The following is a 23,685-nucleotide window of genomic DNA, read 5'->3' as shown; positions in this document are numbered from 1 at the left end:
AGAAAGTCACCAATATGCCGAGAAGGAACTAGGCTATACATACTGTGCTATAGGTTAACACGTCATATATGGGGCGCTTAGTGTTAAAGAATTGTCTTCTTGCTAGTTATTTATTATTCGCTGCGACATTTTCTGTTTTGGCAACAGATACGCAAGTATTATATGTCTATCACAATAAACCACCATACATCACGAACCTTGAAGCAAGCCAAGGCCTATATTTCGATATTGCGGCACTTATCAATGCGCATCATAGTGATATTACGGTGGAAGTTCGTTTTGTTCCACGCAAGCGATTGGATAAACTACTAGAGAAGAAGGATTTTAAAGGGTTTGTATTCGGTGTTAATCCAGCTTGGTTTGATGATAAAAAGAAGCAAAAATACTTATGGAGTAGTCCGCTGATCTTCGATACAGATGAGTTTATCTCTCACGTTGATCAACCATTTGAGTACTATCACCCTAGTTCCCTCAGTGGTAATTATATCGGGACGATGGCGGGCTATTATTACCGCCATCTTGAACAAGCAAAGGAATACAGCAACATTCGTAGAGTGGATGTTAACTCTGAACAAGCGCTGTTAGAAATGGTGATAAAAAAACGGGTTAATATCGCGATTGTCAGCCGTTCAACAACAGAGTACCTATCAGCAAAGCATGGCTGGAGGGATAAACTTCATTTTTCGCAAACTCCTCATGAGACCTATTACCGCGCAGTATTGGCACCTAAAAAGCTGCAAGCAGAATTTGATTCATTAGAGAAAGTGTTGGAGTCGCCAAAATTCAAAGAACAATTAGCTCGGTTACTTAAAAGCTATCATTTAGTCTATAACCTGAACTAGGGATAACAACTTGTTCTCTAGCAGCTGTTATTCCTTACTACGGCGTTAAATTTGCTTGCAATAGGCCAGCTATTGACGCGCAAATTTGCCTTGTATTAAGAAATAACTTCTGGCTAGAGTGGTATCACGTTTTTGAGTTTAGGTATTTTAGTTGATTAACTCACTTCTTATCCCAAGTTCAGGTTAATGAACCCGGGATAACAACTTGTTCTCTAGCAGCTGTTATTCCTTACTACGGCGTTAAATTTACTTGCAATAGGCCAGCTATTGACGCGCAAATTTGCCTTGTATTAAGCAATAACTTCTGGCTAGAGTTTTATAGCTAATTACCAGCTTCCGGTATTTTCCATTGACAGCCAAGGCTCTGCAGGTGGCAATGCATCACCCTGTTGGAGCAACTCAATGGAAATGCCATCCGGAGACTTAACAAATGCCATATGACCACAACGAGGAGGCCTATTAATTGTTACGCCTGCATCTTGGAGCTTATGGCACAGTGCATAAATATCTTCCACGGCAAATGCTAAATGGCCAAAGTTGCGGCCACCGCTGTATTGCTCCGGATCCCAATTATAAGTCAGCTCGATAGTTGGAGAGAAAGTCTGTTGTGCTTGTTCGACTTGATCTGGCGCAGCAAGATAAATCAAGCTGAAACGCCCTTGTTCACTATCGTAGCGCTTTACTTCCACAAGCCCCAAGAGCTCACAATAAAACTTAAGCGATGCTTCTAAATTTTGCACGCGTACCATTGTATGTAGGTATTTCATAGATAATTCCATCTAGACGTTGGTGAGTAATACCATTTTGCCTTAATAGGTGTTCAATTTGAGGGAGCAAATAAGACGCTTACAGCGTTAAAACTTCTTATTCAGAACAACTAAATAGAAAAGCCCAGTCTAGTTATCGATAAGGAGTTATAGTCAATTCTGGTGTATGACCTGCTGAGTGTCAGTTTGTTGAACAGTCTCAGTTACGCAAATGCCATCTTTGAATGCTTTTCCATCAATGACATCTGTCAGTAATTTAAACCCTCTTAGTCTACGCCAACTCGCTTGTGCCGTTGTCATCAGCTATCGATAAGACTTTGTCACCTCAAAATAGATCACTTAATTAAGCAATTTAATGATAATTTTAAAGTGTTGATCTACAGATTGAAAGCGCTAGCTAATTATTCATAAAAAGGGGAGATATCTGGTAATTTTTAGACTCGCTAGTTAAGCTATTGGTTGTTGAACAAAAATGAGAGCAAAAAGGGCGTGCAGTGATGGCAGAACTTCCAAAAGTAATAGACAGTATGTCGGATATTGTCTCATGTCTAAATACCAGTGAATCACTCGAGCACTTTTTGTTGAATGTACACTGTATAGTTCAAAAGATTACATATGCAGACAACTTCTACGTGGTACTGCAACACCAAAATGGTCAATTTGAGTTCCCCTATTTTCATGATGTTAAAGACAGTATTTCACTAGAAGAGTTAAATAGCTTGACCGCTGGGGAAATCGACAAGACGTTAACCCATTATGCGCTGCGTTCTGACAGCGTAAAAAATTATACAGAACAAATGTTGCAGTCGCTGACCGAGCAAGGTGTGATTGAGATTATAGGCAGTTTACCAAAGCAGTGGTTATGCTTTCCGCTCATTAATCGTGATAAGCATCTTGGTGCCTTTGTTATACAGTCTTATCGTCGTCAAGATGAATACTCAGAAGCGATGGTTGATCTGTTATATACGGTTAGCCATGTGATCGCTTCTGCGATGGACGCGTTTGCGAATCAACAGGCACTTATTGAAGCAAACCGGGCATTAAAGCAACACGAACTCGAGCTTGAAAAGACAGTGCAAGCCCGTACTAAAGCTTTACAGGCAAGTTTAACAGAGCTTGAGATTGAAGTTGAAAAGCGTAAATCACTGCAAGATAAGCTTGAGTTTGACGCTTATCACGACAACCTAACGCAACTTGCTAACCGGAAATTTCTCTTCAATGAATTAAATAAAATGTCCGCACGTTCCACCCGTCAACCAGTGAGCGTTTACCTTGGCTACCTTGATTTGGACAATTTTAAGCCTATCAATGATAGTCATGGACACCATAGTGGTGATGAAGTGCTGGTTCATGTTGCAAGGAGACTTCAAGAAGCGCTGCGAGAATATGATTTTGTTTGTCGTATCGGTGGTGACGAGTTTGTTTTCGTGATTAATGAAAAAATCGCTCAAACTCTGTTGGAAAGTCTAGCTAACCGACTGCTGAACACAATTAATGAAGATATACTGCTGAGCAATGGTGAACGAGTAAATGTGGGATGTAGTATCGGAATGGCAATAGCAGAAGGTGTTGAGTTCAGTGCTGAGTCTTTGTTAAAGCGAGCCGATCAAGCCCTTTATGAATCAAAACGCAGAGGCAAAAACCAGGTATCATTTAACTTTAAATAACTCTAGGCCTTGTTTATCTTTCAAGTTTGTTTTTGCAGCGGTGTGATTGACATTGATACAAGATAGAGCCTGCGTAGCATAGTGATTCTATGTGAGTTAGGCGATAAAGACTTTGTGCTCACCTGAGTGCACTTTGTTCTTTGTTGCTCAACTTTTGCTTAGATTACTGGGTGGTAAGTCGAGCGTCGCGACCAAAATACATGTAAAAGAACAAAAATTAAACAGTAAAAGTCAACAGAACCTAATTTACTTGATATTTTTCGTTGTCCTTTGCTTTACGCAAGTGATTGATTTAGGATCAGGTTTTATAGTCAAAAATACATGGACATTATGATCATTAGGCTGATCCTTATTGTGCTGTTTAGCTTTACGTTAACGGCAAAAGCAGTAGAAGTTCAAAACCTTTATGAAGCCTCGCTTAGTGTCAGCGATAAGACTCGAGCAACACGTGCTCAAGCGAGTCAACAGGCCTTATTAAAAGTGTTACAAAAGCTGACCGGTAAAGCTGATGATTTTTCTCACCCTGCTATTCAAGCAAGTCTAAAGCGTATCTCAGATTATATGTTGAAGTATGAATACTATGATTTACAGGGAAATACCAAGATCAAAGTAGAGTTTGAACCTGGAAAAGTAGAAGAACTGGTGAGAGAAGCAGGCCTGCCGTTATGGGGAAATCGTCGCCCTATGGTCGCAATCTGGATGGTTATTGAAGATAACTTTAGGCGTGAATTTGTCACTCAAGAGAGCTACCCTCAGCTGGAGCGCCTAATCTACGATACCGCAGAAGAGTGGGGCGTCCCAGTCGTTGTCCCGTTAATGGATCTTGTTGACCGCAGCAATGTGAGTATTGCCGAGGTATGGGGGAACTTCTCTAATGAAGTTGAAGAAGCCTCTCTCCGCTATGAAGCGGAGCGCGTTATCACTGCACGATTATTTCAGCCACCTCATGCAAACACTTGGCAATTAGATTGGCGCTACACAGACGCTGAGTTTTTTGAACCAGAGCAATATGTTGGCGACAAACAACAAGTGATCATTGATATGGTTAACCAACTTTCTAGCACCTTAGCTCAGAAGTACGTCATCGATCCCAATCGAATACTGGACTCACATCGAACCGTAATCAGTGTTGAACAACTACAGTCATTTGCAGACATAGAGCAGGCCAAGCGCCAGTTGATGACAATGAGTACTGTGGTCGATGTTGATGTTATCTATCGCGCAAAAACGTCAGTGAAATTTGCAATTGAGCACACTTCGAGCGTCTCAGATCTAACAAAAACAATCGCGTTAGAGCAAAGTTTCAGGGCCTATATTGATCCCAGAGCTTATTATCAAATTGCCGATGAAGATAACTTAAAATATAACTGGGTAGGAAATTAAGATGGAGTCGCCGCGTCAAATGGCGTTGCCAGTTACGTTACCTGATGATGAGACTTTTGCTTCTTACTTTGGTGGTGAGGCCTCTTTGGAAGTAAGTCATCTAAAAAATGGCCTAGCAAGACGCGCCAACGGGTTTCAATATACTTATTTGTGTGGGTTGGCTGACTCTGGTAAGTCACACTTACTCTACGCAACCTGCATTGAAGCGCAAGAGCTTGGACTTTCAACGATTTTATTATCGATGCGAGAAGTGTTGGACTTTGGGCCACTTGTGTTAGATGGACTCGATGCCCTAGATGTGGTTTGTATCGACGATGTGCATTTGGTTGCGGGTGATGAAGCATGGGAAAAGGCATTATTTAACTTTTTTAACCGCTTTAACGAAAAGGGTAAGTGTCTAGTGGTTACTGCCGATCTGTTGCCCAACATGCTGAATTTGTCACTGCCAGATTTAGAATCTCGTTTGACGTGGGGAACGACGTTTCAGATCCGCTCAATGAGTGATGATGACAAAGCCGAAGCTTTGGTAAAAAGAGCACATATGCGCGGCCTGGAATTGTCTGATGAGTGTGCTCGATTTTTACTCACTCGGCTTAGTCGTGATATGCGCGCATTGCTCGATGTATTAGATAAACTCGATCATGCATCGATGGCTGCGCAAAGAAAGTTAACAATTCCTTTTATAAAAGCCACTTTAAAGCTATAACAGGGCTAGAATATCGCCTTGCAATTCAGTTATCATAAGAGATTAAATAACAGCAAATTACCTCAGCAAAGATCAGGTAGACAATGAATTTAGAAAATATTTTAGCGCAAGCGCTTGAAGCCGTAGAGCAGGCAAGCGAAATTGCGCATCTTGAGGAAGTTAGAGTTAACTACCTTGGTAAAAAAGGTGAGATCACAGGTCTGCTTAAAACGTTAGGCAAACTAGCGCCAGAAGAGCGTAAAGACGCAGGTCAAGTGATTAACCAAGCGAAGACCCAAGTACAAGATGCGATTACGGTAAAACGTGAAGCGTTAGCGAATGCTGCACTTGAGCAGAAGCTCGCTGCTGAAACCATCGATGTGACATTACCGGGCCGCACAATGCCCGCTGGTGGCCTTCACCCCGTCACTCGTACAATCGAACGTATAGAACAATTTTTTGGTGAGCTAGGATTTGCTGTTAAATCTGGCCCAGAGGTTGAAGATGACTTTCATAACTTTGACGCGCTAAACATTCCGGAGCACCATCCAGCGCGCGCTGATCACGATACTTTCTATTTCAATCCTAAATTGGTACTTCGTACGCAAACAAGTGGTGTTCAAATCCGTACCATGGAAGCTGAGCAACCTCCTTTGCGTATTATCTCGCCAGGCCGTGTTTACCGTAACGACTACGATCAAACACACACACCAATGTTCCACCAAGTAGAAGGCTTGATGGTAGATACTGATGTGAGCTTCACTGAACTTAAAGGTATCTTGCACGACTTCCTACGCAATTTCTTTGAAGAAGATATGGAAATTCGTTTCCGACCTTCGTACTTCCCATTTACAGAGCCCTCTGCTGAGGTAGATGTAAAAGGTAAAAATGGTAAATGGCTAGAAGTGCTAGGCTGCGGCATGGTGCACCCGAATGTATTACGTTCAGTAGGCATTGACCCTGAAAAATACACTGGTTTCGCCTTTGGTATGGGGGTAGAGCGTTTGACGATGTTGCGCTATGGCGTAACTGACTTAAGAGCTTTCTTCGAAAACGACTTAAAATTCCTAAACCAATTCAGATAAGAGCGACAAAAGTATGAAATTCAGTGAAAAGTGGTTACGCGAGTGGGTTAATCCAGCAATTGATACTGATGCGCTATCTGAGCAATTATCAATGGCTGGTTTAGAAGTTGATGGTGTGGACCCAGTAGCCGGTGACTTCCAAGGTGTTGTTATCGGTGAAGTGGTGGAGTGTGGACAACACCCAGATGCCGACAAACTACGAGTAACAAAAGTAAACGTAGGTGAAGACGAGCTACTTGATATTGTTTGTGGTGCGGCTAACTGCCGTGCTGGTTTAAAAGTAGCAGTTGCGAAAGTTGGCGCAACACTTCCTGGCGATTTTAAAATTAAAAAAGCAAAACTTCGTGGTCAGCCTTCTCATGGCATGCTTTGTGCGTTTGAAGAGCTGGGTATGGCGGAGAGTTCAGATGGTATCTTAGAGCTACCTGCAGATGCACCAATTGGTCAGGACATTCGTGAGTATTTTGGCTTAGATGATGTGACCATTGACGTTGACTTGACTGCAAACCGTAGCGATTGCTTGGGAATTAAAGGTCTTGCTCGTGAAGTTGGTGTACTAAACAGCACGGATGTCACAGAAGTTGCCATCACCCCAGTCGCTCCAACTATCGATGATAAAATTACTATCGAACTTATCAACAGCGAAGCATGTCCTCGTTATTTAGGTCGTGTGATCAAAGGCGTGAATGTTAAAGCTGACACGCCACTTTGGATGGTTGAAAAGCTACGCCGTTGTGGAGTCAGGTCAATCGACCCTGTGGTTGATGTTACCAACTACGTACTGCTTGAGCTTGGTCATCCGATGCACGCGTTTGATTTAAGCCAAATCGAAGGTGGGATCAAAGTACGTAACGCCAGCGAGAATGAAGAGCTGGTATTGCTAGACGGCAATACAGCAAAGCTTAACCCATCAACGCTGCTTATTGCGGATGATAACAAGGCACTGGCCATGGCCGGTATCTTCGGTGGTGAGCAATCAGGTGTAAATGAAGAAACAACAGACATCTTGCTAGAAAGTGCGTTCTTCGCTCCATTGGCGATTGCAGGTCAAGCGCGTAGCTACGGTTTACATACGGATGCTTCGCACCGTTATGAGCGTGGTGTTGACCCTGTGCTTCAGCGTGATGCGATGGAAAGAGCAACGGCCTTGCTGCTTGAAATTGTAGGTGGTGAAGCAGGACCAGTGGTTGAAGCGGTTTCAGAGGCTGACTTACCAAAAGAGCGTCAAGTGACGTTACGCCGTGAGCGTCTAGACCGTGTTATTGGTTACCACATCGAAGATGCTAAGGTGTCTGATATCTTGACGCGTTTAGGTCTAGCTGTGACATTTGCCGACAACCAATGGCAAGCAACAGTGCCAAGCTACCGCTTTGATATTAGTATCGAAGAAGATTTAATCGAAGAAGTGGCTCGCGTATTTGGCTACAATAATATTCCAAACGTTGCGCCAACCGCAGCGTTAAAAATGACAGATCATCAAGAAGCACGTTTGCCAGTAGCGCGTTTTAGAGATGAGTTAGTAAGCCGTGGTTATCAAGAAGCCATCACATATAGCTTCGTTGATCCAAAAGCTCAACAGCAGTTGCACCCACAAGCCGATGCGTTAATCCTGCCACATCCGATTTCAGTTGAAATGTCAGCGATGCGTGTGAGTTTAATGACTGGTTTGATCAATGCGGTTTCTTATAACCAGAACCGTCAACAGTCACGCATTCGTTTGTTTGAAACGGGTCTAAAATTCATTAAAGATGACAGTGCAGAAAATGGTGTGCGTCAAACTGCTGTAATTGGCGGTATTGCATATGGAAATACGCACAACGAGCATTGGTCTGTGCCTTCACGTAAGGTGGATTTCTTCGATGTGAAAGGCGATGTAGAGGCGCTACTTGCGCTATGTAATGATAAAGCACGCTTTAGCTTTAAAGCAGAGCCTAGTGATGGTCTACATCCTGGTCAATCTGCGGCGATTTATGCTGATGGTAAAAAAGTAGGCTTTATTGGTGCGGTACATCCACAGTTATTAAAACCGTTAGAGCTTAAAGATACGCCATATGTATTTGAAATCGATATGGCAGCTTTAGAGAATCGCAAGTTACCAGAAGCTGTTAGCATCTCAAAATTCCCTTCAAATAGAAGAGATATTGCTATTTTAGTTGCAGATGACGTAAAAATAGGCGATATTTTAGAGTGCATTGAGAAAGTTGGCGGAAATCAATTAGTTGACCTAAACTTATTCGATGTGTACAAAGGGCAAGGGGTTGAACCTGATCATAAGAGTTTAGCCATTGCTTTGACATTGCAAGCGGTTGATAGAACACTCGAAGAGAAAGACATCAACGCGGTTGTAGAAAACGTAGTGGCCGAACTGGCTAAACAATTCAATGCATCGTTGAGGGACTAGATATGGCGCTTACTAAAGCCGACATAGCTGAACACCTATTTGATAAACTGGGGATCAATAAGAAAGATGCCAAAGACTTAGTTGAAGCGTTTTTTGAAGAAATCCGCTCAGCGCTAGAAAACGGCGAGCAAGTGAAGCTCTCCGGGTTTGGCAATTTTGACCTTCGCGACAAGAAGGAACGCCCAGGTAGGAACCCCAAAACTGGGGAAGACATTCCTATCTCTGCGCGACGCGTGGTAACTTTTAGGCCTGGCCAAAAGTTAAAAACCCGTGTTGAGGTCGGCACAAGCAAAAACTTGTAATATAAAAAGCCTTGGTGATGAGCCAAGGCTTTTTTATATTGAAATAGTTTTGTCATATACACAAGCTACACTCTGCGCCTGTTTGCATTCTGTGGAGTGAAGAGCTTATGCGAGGAGCACACTCCTTAAGCAAGTTGTTGAAGAATATCTTTATTGCTTGGCTCTCTTGTAGTTTTGTTTTTGCGATTGTTGCTGCATTTACTTATGTGCACCTTAAAGAAACGGCAAAGGCTAACCTAGTTACCGTTGCAAGCCGGATTGTTTCCGATATTAATAAAGAGTTTGTCGTTGTTGATGACACACTCAAGCACGCTGTGCACCTCTCTGCGAACTGTGATCCACAAAGTTTGCATAATATGCGTCGACTGGTGTTTGAAAACCCTGGCATGAGTGAGATTGGGATTATAGATCCCAAGGGCAAGCTCGTATGTAATTCTTTTGGGCGACTCAGTCCTCCTGTTAATACGAGCGCGCCGCTAAAGCAATCTGGTCTTAGATACTATGGACCAATCATTACTGATTATTTGGAGCTGCCTGCATTTGTATTAGCCCGTACTCGAGATGACGGGTATGAGGTGAATGTCTTGATGCCAGATCACTGGCTTAAAAGCATGCTAGATATATCAGCCCATCATAATACTGACTTTGCAGCTTTGGTTGATAACGCCACAGGCGTGCCTATCTTCTTAAACGGAGACTACTCTCTACCGATCCGACAGAAACTTTTCCCTGCCGCCAATCACCGCGTAGTAGAGGGTCATTTTGATGATGGCAAGGTTAAATTTGCTTATATTGCCGCGATCCCTAGTTTACCTCAGTTGAGCTTAATTATTGCCAAAAATGACGACAAGTTGGTCAATATTGGATGGTTATGGTTGCTACTATGGGGTGTATTGTATGGCAGCTCTTGGGGAGGCTTAACACTTTTGCTCATTAGCTATGATAAACGCCAGCTCAGCAGTAAAACGCAAATTCTCCGTGCGCTTGCAAACGAAGAGCTATTTAATGTATATCAACCTTTAGTGGACGCCCACTCAGAGAATATTATTGGCGTAGAAGTGCTGATCCGGTGGCGTCATCCGCTGGAAGGCGTGTTAGGGCCAGCTTATTTTGTACCTGAGGCAGAGAGAGATGGCACCATATTGGACATTTCTATTGCCCAAGTGGAAGAGGCGGTGCGGGATCTCAGTGAGATTTTATTGTCTCAACCTAATTTTAAAGTGTCATTTAACGTCAATGGTTTGTTACTTGGTTCGAAGCGCTATATTGATACGCTGCTCAAAGCAAAAAATCATATTACCTCACTTACTATAGAGTTAACCGAGCGAGATGTGTTGACACAGGCGCAAACAAAAACGGTATTAAATGAACTAAAGCGCGCAGGTATTGAAATAGCCATTGATGATTTTGGCACCGGATATAGTGGCTTACAGTATTTACAGAGCTTTCCAATTGACCTACTTAAGATAGACCAAAGCTTTGTAGCTTCGATTGGTTTAGATACACTGCAGTCTCCGGTGTTGTCTGCCGTTATTGATATGGCGGAAAAACTGGATAAGCGGTTAATTGCAGAAGGGGTTGAAACACGGACTCAAGCGAACTATCTGCAAAGCCGAGGAGTCAATGTGCATCAAGGATGGTTATACTTCAAAGCGCTCGAGCTGCCTCAGTTACAACGAGAGGTAAATAGATGTGCTCATAAAGAAAGAGCGGCATAATAGCCGCTCTGTGTTAATCGTATCTTGGATTAAGAGATTTCAGCAAAATAACAGCCAAAGGCATTTAGCGTCAGTGTATTTGCGGTGATGGTACCACTTTGATGTTTAACGTTGCATTGAGTCAATGTTGCCTCTGGTAATACGACTGCCTGTTGTTCATCTGCTAAGTTAAAAGCACATAACAAGGTTTGCTCGTCCACCTTACGATAGAAAGCTAATACAGGCTCAGGCGTATCGATGAACTCTATTTCACCAGTTCTCAGTGCAGGTTGATTATTTCGCCATTGCAAAAATGCTTGATAGAAGCTAAGCGTTGAGTTGGTATCCTGCGCTTGTTCATCTACTGCTCGTTCGGCATGTTCATGGAACACGGGTAACCAAGGCTTTGCATCAGAAAAGCCTGCGTTTGATTTTGCTTTGGTCCATGGCATTGGTGTGCGACAACCATCGCGGCCTTTAAAGTTAGGCCAGAACGTGATCCCATAGGGATCTTGCAGCTCTTCGAATGCTACCGCAGCCTCGCCAAGTCCAAGTTCTTCTCCTTGATACATGCATACACTACCGCGTAGCGAACCGAGTAGGGCTGTCAGCATTTTTACTTGTTCATCATTCACAGCCCCATTGGCACTCCAGCGGCTTGCTACGCGCTCAACATCATGGTTAGCAAATGCCCAACAAGGCCATCCTTCAGTCATCACAGATTCGAGGCGAGACACTGTTTCTCGAATATATTTGGCACTGTAGTCGTTAGTGAGGAGTTCAAAACTGTAACCCATGTGTAGCTTGTTACCATCGGCGGTGTATTCAGCCATGGTTTGCAACGAATCCTCAGAGCTTATCTCTCCTAGGCTGACTGTACCTGGGTAGCGATCAAGTAGGGCCCGGATCGCTTCCATAAATGCGAGGTTTTCAGGCTGCGTATTGTTGTAATAATGATACTGGAACGCATACGGGTTATCTTCACTGAAACCACGTCCTTGGCGTAACTCAACAGGTTTTGCTGGATTATCTCTTAATTGTTGGTCATGGAAGCAGAAGTTAATGGCATCTAATCTAAAACCATCGACGCCTTTTTTAAGCCAAAACTCGACATTATCTAAAACAGCTTTACGTACTTCTGGATTGTGGAAGTTAAGATCCGGTTGTTCAGTCAAGAAATTATGTAGGTAATATTGGCAGCGTCTTGGTTCCCATTGCCATGCAACACCACCAAAGATAGACAGCCAGTTATTAGGTGGGCTACCATCTGGGTTCGCATCAGCCCAAACATACCAGTCAGCTTTATCATTGGTTTTATTTTCACGGCTTTCAATAAACCAAGGGTGTTGGTTTGAGGTATGGCTCAGCACCTGATCGATAATTATTTTAATGTCGCGTTCGTGTGCTTGGTTAATGAGCTCATCAAAGTCTTCAATGGAGCCAAACATTGGATCGATATCGCGATAATCACTAATATCATAACCAAAGTCTTTCATTGGTGATTTAAAGAATGGGGAAATCCATACTGCGTCAACTCCAAGGGATTTAATGTAGTCGAGTCGTTGAATAATCCCCTTTAAATCGCCAATACCATCTGCGTTACTGTCCTGAAAGCTACGTGGGTATATTTGATAAATAACCGCGCCTTTCCACCACTCATTATTAGTTGCCATGCACTTTCTCCGGCTTATGTGCCTGTTTGTTCTGTGGCTGTGCTGTGTATCAAGTAAATACTATGCTATGCACTTTCACCACTAATTTTGGCAAAGAATACGTCATGCTCGGTAGGGTGTAAAAAACCTGCATACGTATGCAGGTTTTGTGGCCCTAATTGAGGTGAGGTCTTTTACGTTATTTTGATTTATTAAATAAATTTACCAATTTTGAACTAAGAAACTGTTTGGCTTTGTTTATAGGGGGTCTGATAGAAATTTATTGGTAAGACCAATTTAACTATCATGCATTTTTACGGAATAATTCAGCCAATGAACTTCATTCAAGAGGTAAGAGTAGCCCTATAACGTTAAGATTTAGTGAATTTAAAACAGATTTAATCACCATAGCGGACTTTTAGCCTTATCCAATTAAAAGCTTTTTATATCAGTTGGTTATGCTTATTTGCTGTAAAAAACCTGTAAATTTTCAAGAAATGCACTAGCTTTGAATACGTATGCACAAAGTTGTTTACAAATTTAATCAACCGCTAGTATTTGACTGACAACAACTGTGCTCGACTGTTTTTTCATCAAATTGCACGCCTGATGAACACAAAGCACAATATAATATGGTTAATTGGGATAAAACATTATGTCTAAGTTCAAACCGAGTATGCTAACACTTGCATTGATTGCTGCAGGTGTGAGTCATGCAGCTCCAGTCGAAGATAACACCGCTGAAAAAGATGAAAACGTAGAGGTGATAGAAGTTCGTGGTATTTCTCGCAGTATCATCGCTTCAATTGACAAGAAAAGGTTCAGCGATACAGTTGCTGAAATTGTTGATGCTGGTGACTTAGCTTCATTACCAGATGTATCTATAGCAGACTCGTTGAGTCGCTTACCTGGTATTACTGCGGTACGAGCAAGCGGACAGTCATCTCAACTAAACATACGTGGTATGAATGGTGACTTTATTCAGACAACGCTGAATGGGCGCGAGCAAGCCAGCACCAGTGGTTATACGGCGGGGAGTCGGTGGATTTCATTTGACCAATACCCCTCAGAGTTAATTAATCAGGCTGCGGTATATAAGTCTCCTAAAGCGTCTTTGGTTGAAGGTGGTGTAGCAGGTACTGTTGAGCTGAAAACGGCTAACCCGTTGGATGCTGAGAATGAGCATAACTTTAATTCTTCTATTAGATATTCGTACAACGATGCTGCATCTGATGTTGGTGCTGACTCAACTGGAGAGCGTATTAGCTTCTCTTATCGTGGTAAGTTCTTAAATGAGACCCTAGGTTTCGCCATCGGTGGAGCCTATTTAAACCAACCAAATAACGCGATTGATATATCAGCTCATGCTCCTACGCGGTCTCAAGATTTTGATGGCGACGGTAATGAAGAGCGTTCAGTTAATGGTTTCCAATATCGTTCAGCTAAAGGTAGCGATGAAAGACTTGGCCTTCTAAGCACATTGGTATATCAACCGACTGATGCGTTTAAAGTACAGTTTGACTATTTTCACTCAAAATTTGAATCGGAAGATAAAAAGAGCGGTTTAAACATTGAAGGATTCTCGAAAGATCTTAACTCTTTGTATACCATCGACAATGCGGTTGTAAAAGATGGCTTCTTAGTTGCTGGTGATGTGACAATCACAGACCCTAACGGACCGTGGGTTGAGATGCGCTCTGAAGACCAATCTACAGACTCTACTACAGATAGCTTCGGTTTAAACTTGCACTACACGGCAGATGCTTGGGAACTGAAGTTAGACTTAGCGCATAGTGAAGGTGAAAAGACCCGTAGAGACATGATTGCCTCTATGCACGCATATGAATTTGGTACTGCGACTCTTGAAGATGGCACACTCGTTAATACGTGGCAGGAATTAAGAAACCAAACCTTTTCTTTTGCACAAAGAGAAAAAGATTCACCGCTGTTAACTTTAGGCAATGGTTACACAGACCTTTCGAATATGCGCCTTGGTGACTGGGAACAATTTCCGCACAAATATACCGATGAGTTAGACAGCGTTAAAGTCGATTTTAAATATTATATCGAGAACAGCTTTATTTCATCTATTGAAGTAGGTGCGCGCTGGTCTGATCGTGAATTCACTGACCAACGCTCAACATTTAGATGGGGAGCTCGAGAGGGACAAAACGGTTATCAGCTACCAGATGGCTCTATCGTTACAAACAAAGGGTGTGAGTTTAATGACCAAAACCATCCTTGTATTCCTCACGATTTAACAGGGTTTGTGTCACTCAGGGATACAAGAGGCTTCCAATACTTAGAATTAGACTTAGAAGGTATTGCTAACGAAGTGTTTGGTCCAGGTAATTATGATGCACAACAAACTTGGGGCCATAACTGGACACTTATTGAGAGTGGAGCAGTAAGAGAAGAAGTACTAGCCGGTTATATTATGGCTAACATTGACACTGAAATTGCAGACATTCCTGTGACCGGTAATTTCGGTGTGAGAGTAGTAAGAACCGATACTAAATCTATTGGCATTCAACAGATCCAAGGTGATGAAGTCGGTGATTCAATTGTAGATGATAACGGTGTTGAAAGAACGGATTATCGTCACGTCAACTATGGCCCTGAATATACTGACACATTACCATCGTTGAACTTGAATTTCAGAGTAAGCGACACCGATCAAATTAGGTTTGCTGCTGCTGAAGTTATCGGTCGCCCACCGGTTTATCAATTAAGAGGTGGTGCGGGTTCTTGGGCTGATACTGCAAATGATGGCAAGAGCCCTCGTTACAATGTATGGTCCAAAGGTAACCCAAATCTCGACCCATTTAGAGCAACTCAACTAGACTTATCATATGAGCGCTATTTTGAAGACGGCGGTGCTTTTGTTGCGGCACTGTTCTGGAAAGATATTGAATCTTTGATTGAAAGCATTACTTATCAAGAGGGAGAGGTTGATTGGGCTGACATTGGCTTAGAAGTTCCTGAAGGGTTTGTAGCTGGTCAGTATCAAACGACACAAAACAATGACCAAGGCGGTTATGTAAGAGGTATCGAGCTTGCTTATACGACTATGTTTGATAACTTGCCGGGTATTTTTTCAGGCTTAGGCTTTAATGCAAACTACTCATATACCGAGAGCGAGACAACGGTTGATGGTGGTGGTAACTTCCCAGATCAACAATTACCGCTGCCTGGTTTATCAGAAAATGTTTGGAGTGCAACGGTATTTTGGAACATCGATTCGTTCACTACACACTTGAACATTCGTTACCGTGATGAGTACGTCTATGAAGGTGCTTCACCTGGTGGGTCATCGTTAGCTTGGGCTGATGAATATACTGTGGTTGATTGGCAAGCTTCATACAACTTTGAGAACGGCTTAGAAGCGGTCTTGCAAGTGAATAACTTGACTGACGAACCGAACACAACTAACTACGGTACTGCTCTGGCAACAGGGGAATACAAGGAGTTTGGTCGCCAGTATTATTTAGGCTTTAACTATAGCTTCTAATTAATAAAAACATCATAGCCACCAAAGTAACCCCTGCTTTGGTGGCTTTTTTATAATCGCTATAACAATAGTTGGTTGCTATCATCTATTTTCTAACTAGGCGTATTTACTCAGCTTTTTATAAGTAGTTTTAATAGTTTTAAGGTGCGAAGACGATGAAAAATCAGAAAATAGTGATTCTAGGTGGCGGAACTGCTGGTTGGATGGCTGCAACTATGATGGCCAAAAGCTGGGCTGATAAAGCAATAGAAATCACCGTCGTTGAGTCTTCTAGCATAGGAATTATTGGTGTTGGAGAGGGGTCTACACCGCAATTCAAAGGCTTTATGGATTACCTTGGTATTTCAGAATCCGAGTGGATGCCAGCTTGTAACGCGACATACAAAAATGGTATTCGCTTTATAGACTGGTCAACAAAACCTGGGTTTTCGAGTTACTTCCATCCATTTCCCGCACAGCCAGATGACTATTCGGCACCAGCCTTTTTCCATAATAGCTTTGTTAGGCGTAAGGCAATTGATGTGGAGGGGCACCCTGACCACTTTTTTCTGGCGACTCACTTAGCAAACGCTAATAAGTCTCCTATCGCGGCGGAGAACTTTCCATTTGAAATTAACTATGGTTATCACTTTGACTCAACTTTGCTTGGAGAGCTTTTGGCGCGTAAGGCGGCAAAGCTCAATGTGAAGCGTATTGATGCGACAATTTCAGATGTCCGAAAGCAAGTTAACGGCGACATCGCAGCGCTTATTACTTCAGAGGGCTTGGAAATAACAGGAGATATCTTTGTTGATTGCTCTGGATTTAAGAGTTTACTCTTACAACAAGCGCTTGGCGTAGGTTTTGAATCATTTGGCGATAACTTGTTTAATGACGCTGCGGTCGTACTGCCCACAGAGCAGGTCGATATTATTAGCTCTGAAACTAAATCAGTTGCGCGCAAATATGGGTGGTCGTGGCATATTCCACTTACCAATCGAATCGGTAATGGCTATGTGTATAGCCAGCGTTATTGCGATCAGGATCAGGCAGAAACAGAATTAAGAGCCGCCCTAGGGTTGCTAGACTCGGATGTAGAAGCTCGCCATATCAAGATGAAAGTAGGACAGGTCAAAACGCATTGGCAAAATAACTGTATTGCGATTGGCTTATCACAAGGCTTTATTGAACCATTAGAAGCAACTGCTTTACACATAGTGCAAGAAACCGTTCAGAGCTTTATTGAGTGCTACCAAGAGGCCGGATTCACAGATGGCAAGAGAGACAAGCACAATCACTCAATCAATGCTCGCTATCAAGCAATTAGAGATTATATCGTTGCGCATTATCGCGTAAATAGTCGAACGGATACAAAGTACTGGCTTGATAATGCAAATAATAACAACTTATCTCGTTCACTTTTTCAAGTTTTACAGACATGGGTCGCAGGAAATAACCTGTCAGACGAACTGGCACGACAAAATATCGATCAATACTACCCTTCTGTTAGTTGGCATTGTTTATTAGCTGGTTATGGGATCTACCCAGATCAAGCTCAGCTCAAACCAGGTAATGCGCGAGCTTTGCAACATGATGTCGGGAAAATTGAAAATTACCTAAGTCGATGTGGTTTAAACTTTAAAACACATAGGGCTGAACTAGACGCACTTGCGTCGACAATGAATAAATAACTTCTGGCTAGAGCGATATTACGCCTTTGAGTTTAGGTATTTTAGTCGGTTAACTAACTTCTTAACCCGATTTCAGGTTGAGTAGTGCTTAACGACGGTTATCGATTGGTTCTAAGCCTAGATTTACAACTGCGAATAGCCCTGTGAATACGTATGCAAGCGGTTCTATGCATTCGGCGAGGCAAGTAGACTCTTTTAAAACAGCATTATGACAACACTATGAAAAATAAATCTTTACTATTGGCTGTGTCAGCCCTTTTAGGTGGGGCAGTAGGCTTAGTCGGCTGCAGTCCAGAGCCGGTTGATAAAAAATCAGAACAAATGACACTACAGTCTGAAGTTGCACCATTGAGCAAGCCGGTTGTGTATCAAGTCTTTACTCGGTTGTTTGGCAACACCAAAACCGTCAATAAGCCTTGGGGAACACTGGAAGAAAACGGAGTTGGTAAATTTTCGGATTTTACGCCAACGGCACTAGAGTCATTAAAAAGCATGGGCGTAACCCATGTTTGGTATACCGGAGTGCTCCATCACGCATTAGTGACCGACTACAGCAAATATGGCATTGGACAAGATGATCCCGATGTAGTGAAGGGGAGAGCGGGCTCACCTTATGCAATTAAAGATTATTATAACGTTAACCCCGATCTTGCTAACGATCCTTCAGCACGTCTTGCAGAGTTTGAAGCGTTAATCAAACGCACCCACGAAGCTGGCCTCAAAGTCATCATTGATATCGTACCGAATCACGTTGCCCGAAATTATCAATCCTTGGGGGCACCCAAAGGCACAGTAGACTTTGGCGATAACGACAACACACAAGTCACTTATGCAAGAGACAATAACTTCTACTACGTCGTTGACCAAGCATTTGAAGTACCAAGCAGTGAAAATTACCAAGTGTTGGGGGGGGATCCGCATCCACTTGCCGATGGCAAGTTTTCTGAAATTCCGGCGAAGTGGACTGGAAATGGTGCTCGAGCAGCAAAACCAGATATTAACGACTGGTATGAAACCGTCAAAGTAAACTATGGAGTCAAGCCTGATGGTAGTTATGACTTTGATCGTCTACCAGATGAGTATGCTGAAAAGGGATACCAAGCGCACTTTGAATTTTGGCAGCATAAACAGCTACCAGACAGCTGGTACAAGTTCCAAGCTATTACCCATTTTTGGCTAGAAAAGGGGGTTGATGGGTTTCGTTATGATATGGCCGAAATGGTGCCAGTAGAGTTTTGGAGCTTTCTAAACTCATCAATTAAGACAAAAAATCCAGAAGCATTTTTGCTAGCCGAAGTATATAACCCTTCTTTGTATCGACCTTACATCAAGCAAGGAAAGATGGATTATCTTTACGATAAAGTCGGTTTTTATGACACCTTGAAGGCCCTAATGCAAGGAAAGGGTAATGCTCAAGCGGTATTAGATATTCATCAATCAGTTGTAGATATCGCGCCTCATATGCTGCACTTTTTAGAAAACCATGATGAGCAACGGATCGCCAGCCCAGAGTTTGCCGGGGATGCGCTTAAAGGGAAACCCGCTATGGTGGTGAGCCATTTGATAAGCACGGCTCCCTCAATGATCTACTTTGGTCAAACGGTAGGGGAAGATGGCTCAGAGGCCGCCGGATTTGGCAGTCCCAGCCGAACCAGTATTTTTGATTATATTGGGGTGCCCGAGCATCAAAAATGGATGAACCATGGAAAGTTCGACGGCGCACTGTTGAGTGAAGAGCAGAGATCGCTTCGCAACTACTACGCTAAGTTACTGAATTTGGCAAAGCAACCCGCGATTGCAGCAGGGCAATACAGCCAAGTGGTGACACATAGCAACAATCCCACCGCTATCGAGAAAGTAATGGCGTTTGGTCGTCAGTTAGGGCAACAAAAGCTACTTATTGCCAGCAATTTTGATGCGCAAAATTCTCGGACCGTAACGGTATACTTGCCTTTAGATTGGCAAGGACGCTATAGCGATATCCTAGAGTCGCACCCGAACTTACAATTACAGCAGAGCAAAGACGGTGGACAAGTTAAGGCAAGTATTACCCTTGCACCATTGGCCAGTGCGGTATATCAACTAGAGAAGTAATCTATGCAACAAGAACAACAAAAACCACAACTTAGTTTTTGGCAAATATGGAATATGTGCTTTGGCTTTCTCGGGATCCAGTTTGGCTTTGCACTCCAAAACGGAAATGTCAGTCGAATTTTTCAAACCTTAGGTGCGCAGGTGGACGATATTCCCATTCTGTGGGTTGCCGCGCCACTAACGGGCCTGATTGTTCAGCCTATTATTGGTTATTGGAGCGATAGAACGTGGGGTAAACTGGGGCGTAGAAGGCCATTTTTCCTGTGGGGAGCTATCCTCACTACGCTATCACTGTTCATTATGCCAAATTCACCAACTCTTTGGATTGCAGCTGGCATGTTATGGGTAATGGATGCATCGATTAACGTCACAATGGAGCCGTTTCGAGCGTTAGTTGGTGACAACCTAAATGAAAAGCAACGTGCTAACGGCTATGCGATGCAAAGCTTTTTTATTGGCATTGGTGCTGTTGTCGCTTCGGCGCTCCCTTGGATGATGACCAATTGGTTTGACGTGAGCAATACCGCTCCTGCAGGTCAAATCCCTGAATCGGTAAAATATGCTTTTTACTGGGGAGGTGCAATCTTATTTGTATCTGTAATGTGGACGATAATCAAAACAAAAGAATATAGCCCAGCGCAATTAGCTGCATTTGAAAAAGCGCAAACTCAAAAGACAGAAACAAGCGCAGCAAACGTACAGGTAAACTTTTTAAAAGGTTCAGTAATAGCCGGTATGTTCGGGGGCAGTGTATTACTTGCTGTGGCGATGATGAGCCTTGAAAAGGAACTTTATTTATTAAGTGGCTTATTGATTGCGTTTGCTTTGGTATTTGTTGTGGCTCACGTAATGCAGCGAAAGCAGAGCGTAAACAACGGCTTTTATCATGTTATTTTTGATTTATTCACTATGCCAAAAACCATGCGACAACTTGCAACGGTGCAGTTTTTTAGCTGGTTTTCTTTATTTGCTATGTGGATTTATACCACCTCAGCTGTGACTAGCTTCCATTATGGTACTTCAGATGTAACCAGTAAATTGTATAACGATGGTGCCGACTGGGTTGGGGTGTTATTTGCCGCGTACAATGGTTTTGCTGCAATCGCCGCCATGGTGATCCCGTTTATGGTTAAGCATATTGGCCTCAAAGGGGCGCACGCAGCGAACCTATTACTCGGTGCAATTGCATTAATCAGTTTTAAGTTTATTGGTGACCCAACACTACTTTGGCTCCCTATGGTTGGAATTGGCTTTGCTTGGGCATCTATTTTGTCATTGCCATACGCCATGCTGAGTAATGCGCTCCCAAGCAATAAAATGGGAGTATTTATGGGTATTTTTAATTTCTTTATCGTTATTCCACAATTACTTGCTGCCAGTATTTTAGGGCTTATCTTACGCCACGGTTTCGACAATCAACCGATATTCGCACTGATTATTGGGGGCGTGTCATTTTTACTCGCTGCACTAGCTGTTTCAAGAGTCACTATCAAGGCTCAATAAGGAGAACAACATGATTAAGTATTCAACAATTGCGCTGGCTTTGGTCAGTGCTGGCCTTATCGGTTGCGGTAGTCAGCAATCGATAAGCGACTCTCATATTGCACCGGGTGCACCCGGTGTCACACCTTATTGGGCTTACTCTGGTAAAACTGGCATTGGCACCTCTTATGAAGCCTATCTAGCGGGGCAATATAGTGACGCTGCCGCTACTAAAGCCGTGTCAAAGGTTTGGTTCTCTGTTGCTAAAGGTATGATCACAGAAACCATGTTTGGCCTTATCCACCAAGCGCAAATTAAAGGCATGCAATTTATTATTGTTGGCGATGGCTTTGCGGTTAAAGAATCTGATACAGATAGCTTAGCTGTCAGCATAGATTATTTACACAAAGACGATAACGGTCGCCCACTATCCCTCGCTTACAAAATTGTAAGTAGGGATAAGCAAGGTCGCTTCACGCTTGAAAAGCATATTTTTACCGACCCTGACGGCCAAACGCTGTTTGTAAGAGCGAAAGTGCAAAGTGAACTCGATGGGGTTCAAGCATTCGTGAATGTTAACCCCTACGTCAACAACAATGGGTTAAATGATTCTGCAAAAGTGACAGAGCAAGGGCTACTCGCATGGGAAGGTGACAATTACCTATCGCTACAAAGCAAAACAGGTTTTGTTGAAGCATCTGTTGGCTTTACAGGCACTAGCGATAATCTAGCATCGCTTGAGTCTACAGGCCGTTTAGCTCAAGCGTATACTGCTACTGGGAAAACATCAGGCAATGTAAATTGGCTAGCAAATTTAGGCCCTGTAAACGGTAGCAATACATTCGATTTAGCCTTGAGCTTTGGTCGCTCAGAGCAAAAAAGTTTTGCCGAAGGCGCAGCCTCTCTAGCCAAGGGATATACTCAAGTTCTGGCTGATTACAACGGTGAAGGGGAGGCAATAGGGTGGCAAGACTATATCGCGAGCCTGAAACCGCTTGATTCAATGACCGCAAACACCACTGACAACGGCAAGTTGCTTTATACCAGTGCACTTGTTTTAAAGGCACAAGAAGATAAAACTCATGCAGGTGCCTTGATCGCATCTTTATCAAATCCTTGGGGGGATACAGTACCTGCGGAGCAAGGTCACACGGGTTATAAAGCAGTGTGGGTACGTGACTTTTATCAAGTTGCGATGGCATTTCTTGCAATGGGTGATGAGCAAACCGCACTGACTGCGTTCGAATACCTAGAAAAAGTCCAAGTAACGGACAAAACACCTGGCAACCAAGGCGATACGGGCTGGTTCTTACAAAAAACTCATGTTGACGGTGAGCTTGAGTGGGTGGGCGTGCAACTGGATCAAACGGCAATGCCTATCATGCTTGCGTGGAAGCTATGGCAAGCAGGTGTACTGAGCGATGAGAAGTTGGTTTACTGGTACAACAAAATGCTGAAGCCGGCCGCGAACTTTTTAGTTGATGGTGGACTGGCAAAAATACTGTGGAATGACACCCAAATCACTCCGCCTGCGACCCAGCAAGAGCGTTGGGAAGAGCAAAACGGCTATTCCCCATCGACTACTGCAGCCATTATTTCAGGCTTAGTAACAGCCAGCGATATCGCAAAGTTAGCTGGTGACAAAGCAGGAGCAGAAAAATTCCTTGTAACTGCACAGCAGTATAATCGTGAAGTTGAAGCCTTGATGTTCACCACAAAAGGCAACTTACAAGGTAAACACAGTGATGGACATTACTTCTTCCGTATTGGCCAAGACCAAGACCCTAACTCGAGCACAACCTTAAACGCAAATAATGGCCGACAGGGTATGGATAAGAAGCAGATTATTGATGGTGGCTTCTTAGAGCTTGTACGCTATGGCGTAAGAGCAGCAGATGCCCCGAGTATTGTAGCCACAATGCCTGAATATGATGATGAGACACTTGCTGAAAACCTAAGAGTAAAATATAGCTTTAAGTTTGATGGTGATGTTAATAGCTATCCGGGTTATCGCCGTTATGGTAATGATGGTTATGGTGAAGACGAAAAGCGCGGCACTAATTACGCTGAAGGTGGACAGAATACCGATGGTCAACGTGGACGTGTTTGGCCATTCTTTACCGGTGAGCGTGGCCATTATGATATTGCGCTGGCATTGTTAGACGGTGAGTTAAGTGCTAATGAACAGAGCAAAATAAAAAATACGTATGTCAAAGCAATGGAGCACTTTGCGAACGAGGGCATGATGCTACCAGAGCAAGTATGGGATGGCGTGGGTAAAAATACCTTTGACTATACGCTCGGTGAAGGCACTAACTCAGCGACACCGCTGGCTTGGACGCACGCAGAATACGTTAAGCTGGTTCGTTCATTAAATGAAAAACAAGTATGGGATCACTATCCAATTGTAGATAATAAGTTGCAATAACGATTTCAAGCTTGAAAAA

At 43.1% G+C, this 23,685-nt stretch carries 16 protein-coding genes; 13 read left to right on the top strand and 3 right to left on the bottom strand.

The window, feature by feature from the left end; all coding sequences use genetic code 11:
* Positions 1 to 80 precede the first annotated feature (80 nt).
* Positions 81 to 842: a transporter substrate-binding domain-containing protein gene (locus CEX98_RS08515; protein WP_242441666.1), complete on the top strand. Its 762-nt coding sequence runs from the start codon at positions 81 to 83 to the stop codon at positions 840 to 842.
* 326 nt (positions 843 to 1,168) lie between these two features.
* Here CEX98_RS08515 and CEX98_RS08510 read toward each other — a convergent pair whose 3' ends face one another.
* On the bottom strand, positions 1,169 to 1,609 hold the full coding sequence (locus CEX98_RS08510; protein ID WP_099641658.1) for a VOC family protein: 441 nt from the start codon (positions 1,607 to 1,609) through the stop codon (positions 1,169 to 1,171).
* A gap of 153 nt (positions 1,610 to 1,762) precedes the next feature.
* Positions 1,763 to 1,909: a hypothetical protein gene (locus CEX98_RS22840; RefSeq protein ID WP_172439740.1), complete on the bottom strand. Its 147-nt coding sequence runs from the start codon at positions 1,907 to 1,909 to the stop codon at positions 1,763 to 1,765.
* 197 nt (positions 1,910 to 2,106) lie between these two features.
* On the opposite strand from CEX98_RS22840, the gene CEX98_RS08505 reads away from it, so the two are divergent.
* From CEX98_RS08505 to CEX98_RS08470, 7 genes are all read left to right on the top strand, one after another.
* Positions 2,107 to 3,276 carry a sensor domain-containing diguanylate cyclase gene (locus CEX98_RS08505; RefSeq protein WP_172439739.1) on the top strand — a complete coding sequence of 390 codons (1,170 nt, stop codon included), beginning with the start codon at positions 2,107 to 2,109 and terminating at the stop codon, positions 3,274 to 3,276.
* A gap of 321 nt (positions 3,277 to 3,597) precedes the next feature.
* The gene (locus tag CEX98_RS08495; RefSeq protein WP_099641655.1) at positions 3,598 to 4,659 is read left to right on the top strand and encodes a DUF2066 domain-containing protein; all 1,062 of its coding nucleotides are present in this window, start codon (positions 3,598 to 3,600) and stop codon (positions 4,657 to 4,659) included.
* 1 nt (position 4,660) lies between these two features.
* Positions 4,661 to 5,365 carry a DnaA inactivator Hda gene (hda, locus tag CEX98_RS08490; protein ID WP_099641654.1) on the top strand — a complete coding sequence of 235 codons (705 nt, stop codon included), beginning with the start codon at positions 4,661 to 4,663 and terminating at the stop codon, positions 5,363 to 5,365.
* Positions 5,366 to 5,448: 83 nt separating this feature from the next.
* A complete protein-coding gene (gene pheS, locus CEX98_RS08485; protein ID WP_099641653.1) occupies positions 5,449 to 6,429 on the top strand; it encodes a phenylalanine--tRNA ligase subunit alpha in 981 nt (326 codons plus the stop codon).
* A gap of 13 nt (positions 6,430 to 6,442) precedes the next feature.
* Complete coding sequence (gene pheT, locus CEX98_RS08480) at positions 6,443 to 8,830, top strand: phenylalanine--tRNA ligase subunit beta (RefSeq protein ID WP_099641652.1); 2,388 nt, start codon at positions 6,443 to 6,445, stop codon at positions 8,828 to 8,830.
* 2 nt (positions 8,831 to 8,832) lie between these two features.
* A complete protein-coding gene (ihfA, locus tag CEX98_RS08475; protein ID WP_099641651.1) occupies positions 8,833 to 9,132 on the top strand; it encodes an integration host factor subunit alpha in 300 nt (99 codons plus the stop codon).
* A 107-nt stretch (positions 9,133 to 9,239) separates the two neighbouring features.
* The gene (locus tag CEX98_RS08470; protein ID WP_099641650.1) at positions 9,240 to 10,850 is read left to right on the top strand and encodes an EAL domain-containing protein; all 1,611 of its coding nucleotides are present in this window, start codon (positions 9,240 to 9,242) and stop codon (positions 10,848 to 10,850) included.
* Between the two features lie 29 nt (positions 10,851 to 10,879).
* Here CEX98_RS08470 and CEX98_RS08465 read toward each other — a convergent pair whose 3' ends face one another.
* Positions 10,880 to 12,502 (bottom strand): alpha-glucosidase, encoded by a 1,623-nt coding sequence (locus tag CEX98_RS08465; protein WP_099641649.1) that lies wholly within the window; start codon positions 12,500 to 12,502, stop codon positions 10,880 to 10,882.
* Between the two features lie 634 nt (positions 12,503 to 13,136).
* On the opposite strand from CEX98_RS08465, the gene CEX98_RS08460 reads away from it, so the two are divergent.
* The 5 genes from CEX98_RS08460 to CEX98_RS08440 all read left to right on the top strand — a co-directional run bounded on the left by CEX98_RS08460 (position 13,137) and on the right by CEX98_RS08440 (position 23,666).
* On the top strand, positions 13,137 to 15,992 hold the full coding sequence (locus tag CEX98_RS08460; RefSeq protein WP_099641648.1) for a TonB-dependent receptor: 2,856 nt from the start codon (positions 13,137 to 13,139) through the stop codon (positions 15,990 to 15,992).
* A gap of 155 nt (positions 15,993 to 16,147) precedes the next feature.
* Positions 16,148 to 17,662, top strand: a complete 1,515-nt coding sequence (locus CEX98_RS08455; protein ID WP_099641647.1) for a tryptophan halogenase family protein — start codon at positions 16,148 to 16,150, stop codon at positions 17,660 to 17,662.
* Between the two features lie 219 nt (positions 17,663 to 17,881).
* Positions 17,882 to 19,756: an alpha-amylase family glycosyl hydrolase gene (locus CEX98_RS08450; RefSeq protein ID WP_099641646.1), complete on the top strand. Its 1,875-nt coding sequence runs from the start codon at positions 17,882 to 17,884 to the stop codon at positions 19,754 to 19,756.
* A gap of 3 nt (positions 19,757 to 19,759) precedes the next feature.
* Positions 19,760 to 21,259, top strand: coding sequence for an MFS transporter (locus tag CEX98_RS08445; protein ID WP_099641645.1), 1,500 nt, complete (start codon positions 19,760 to 19,762; stop codon positions 21,257 to 21,259).
* Between the two features lie 10 nt (positions 21,260 to 21,269).
* Entirely contained in the window at positions 21,270 to 23,666 is a 2,397-nt protein-coding gene (locus tag CEX98_RS08440) for a glycoside hydrolase family 15 protein (protein ID WP_099641644.1), read from the top strand.
* Positions 23,667 to 23,685: the final 19 nt, after the last annotated feature.

It is taken from the genome of Pseudoalteromonas piscicida, assembly GCF_002744175.1.
GTDB classification, from domain to species: domain Bacteria; phylum Pseudomonadota; class Gammaproteobacteria; order Enterobacterales; family Alteromonadaceae; genus Pseudoalteromonas; species Pseudoalteromonas piscicida_B.
Note: the sequence above shows the minus strand (reverse complement) of the source record. Positions and strands in the feature narration are given on the sequence as shown.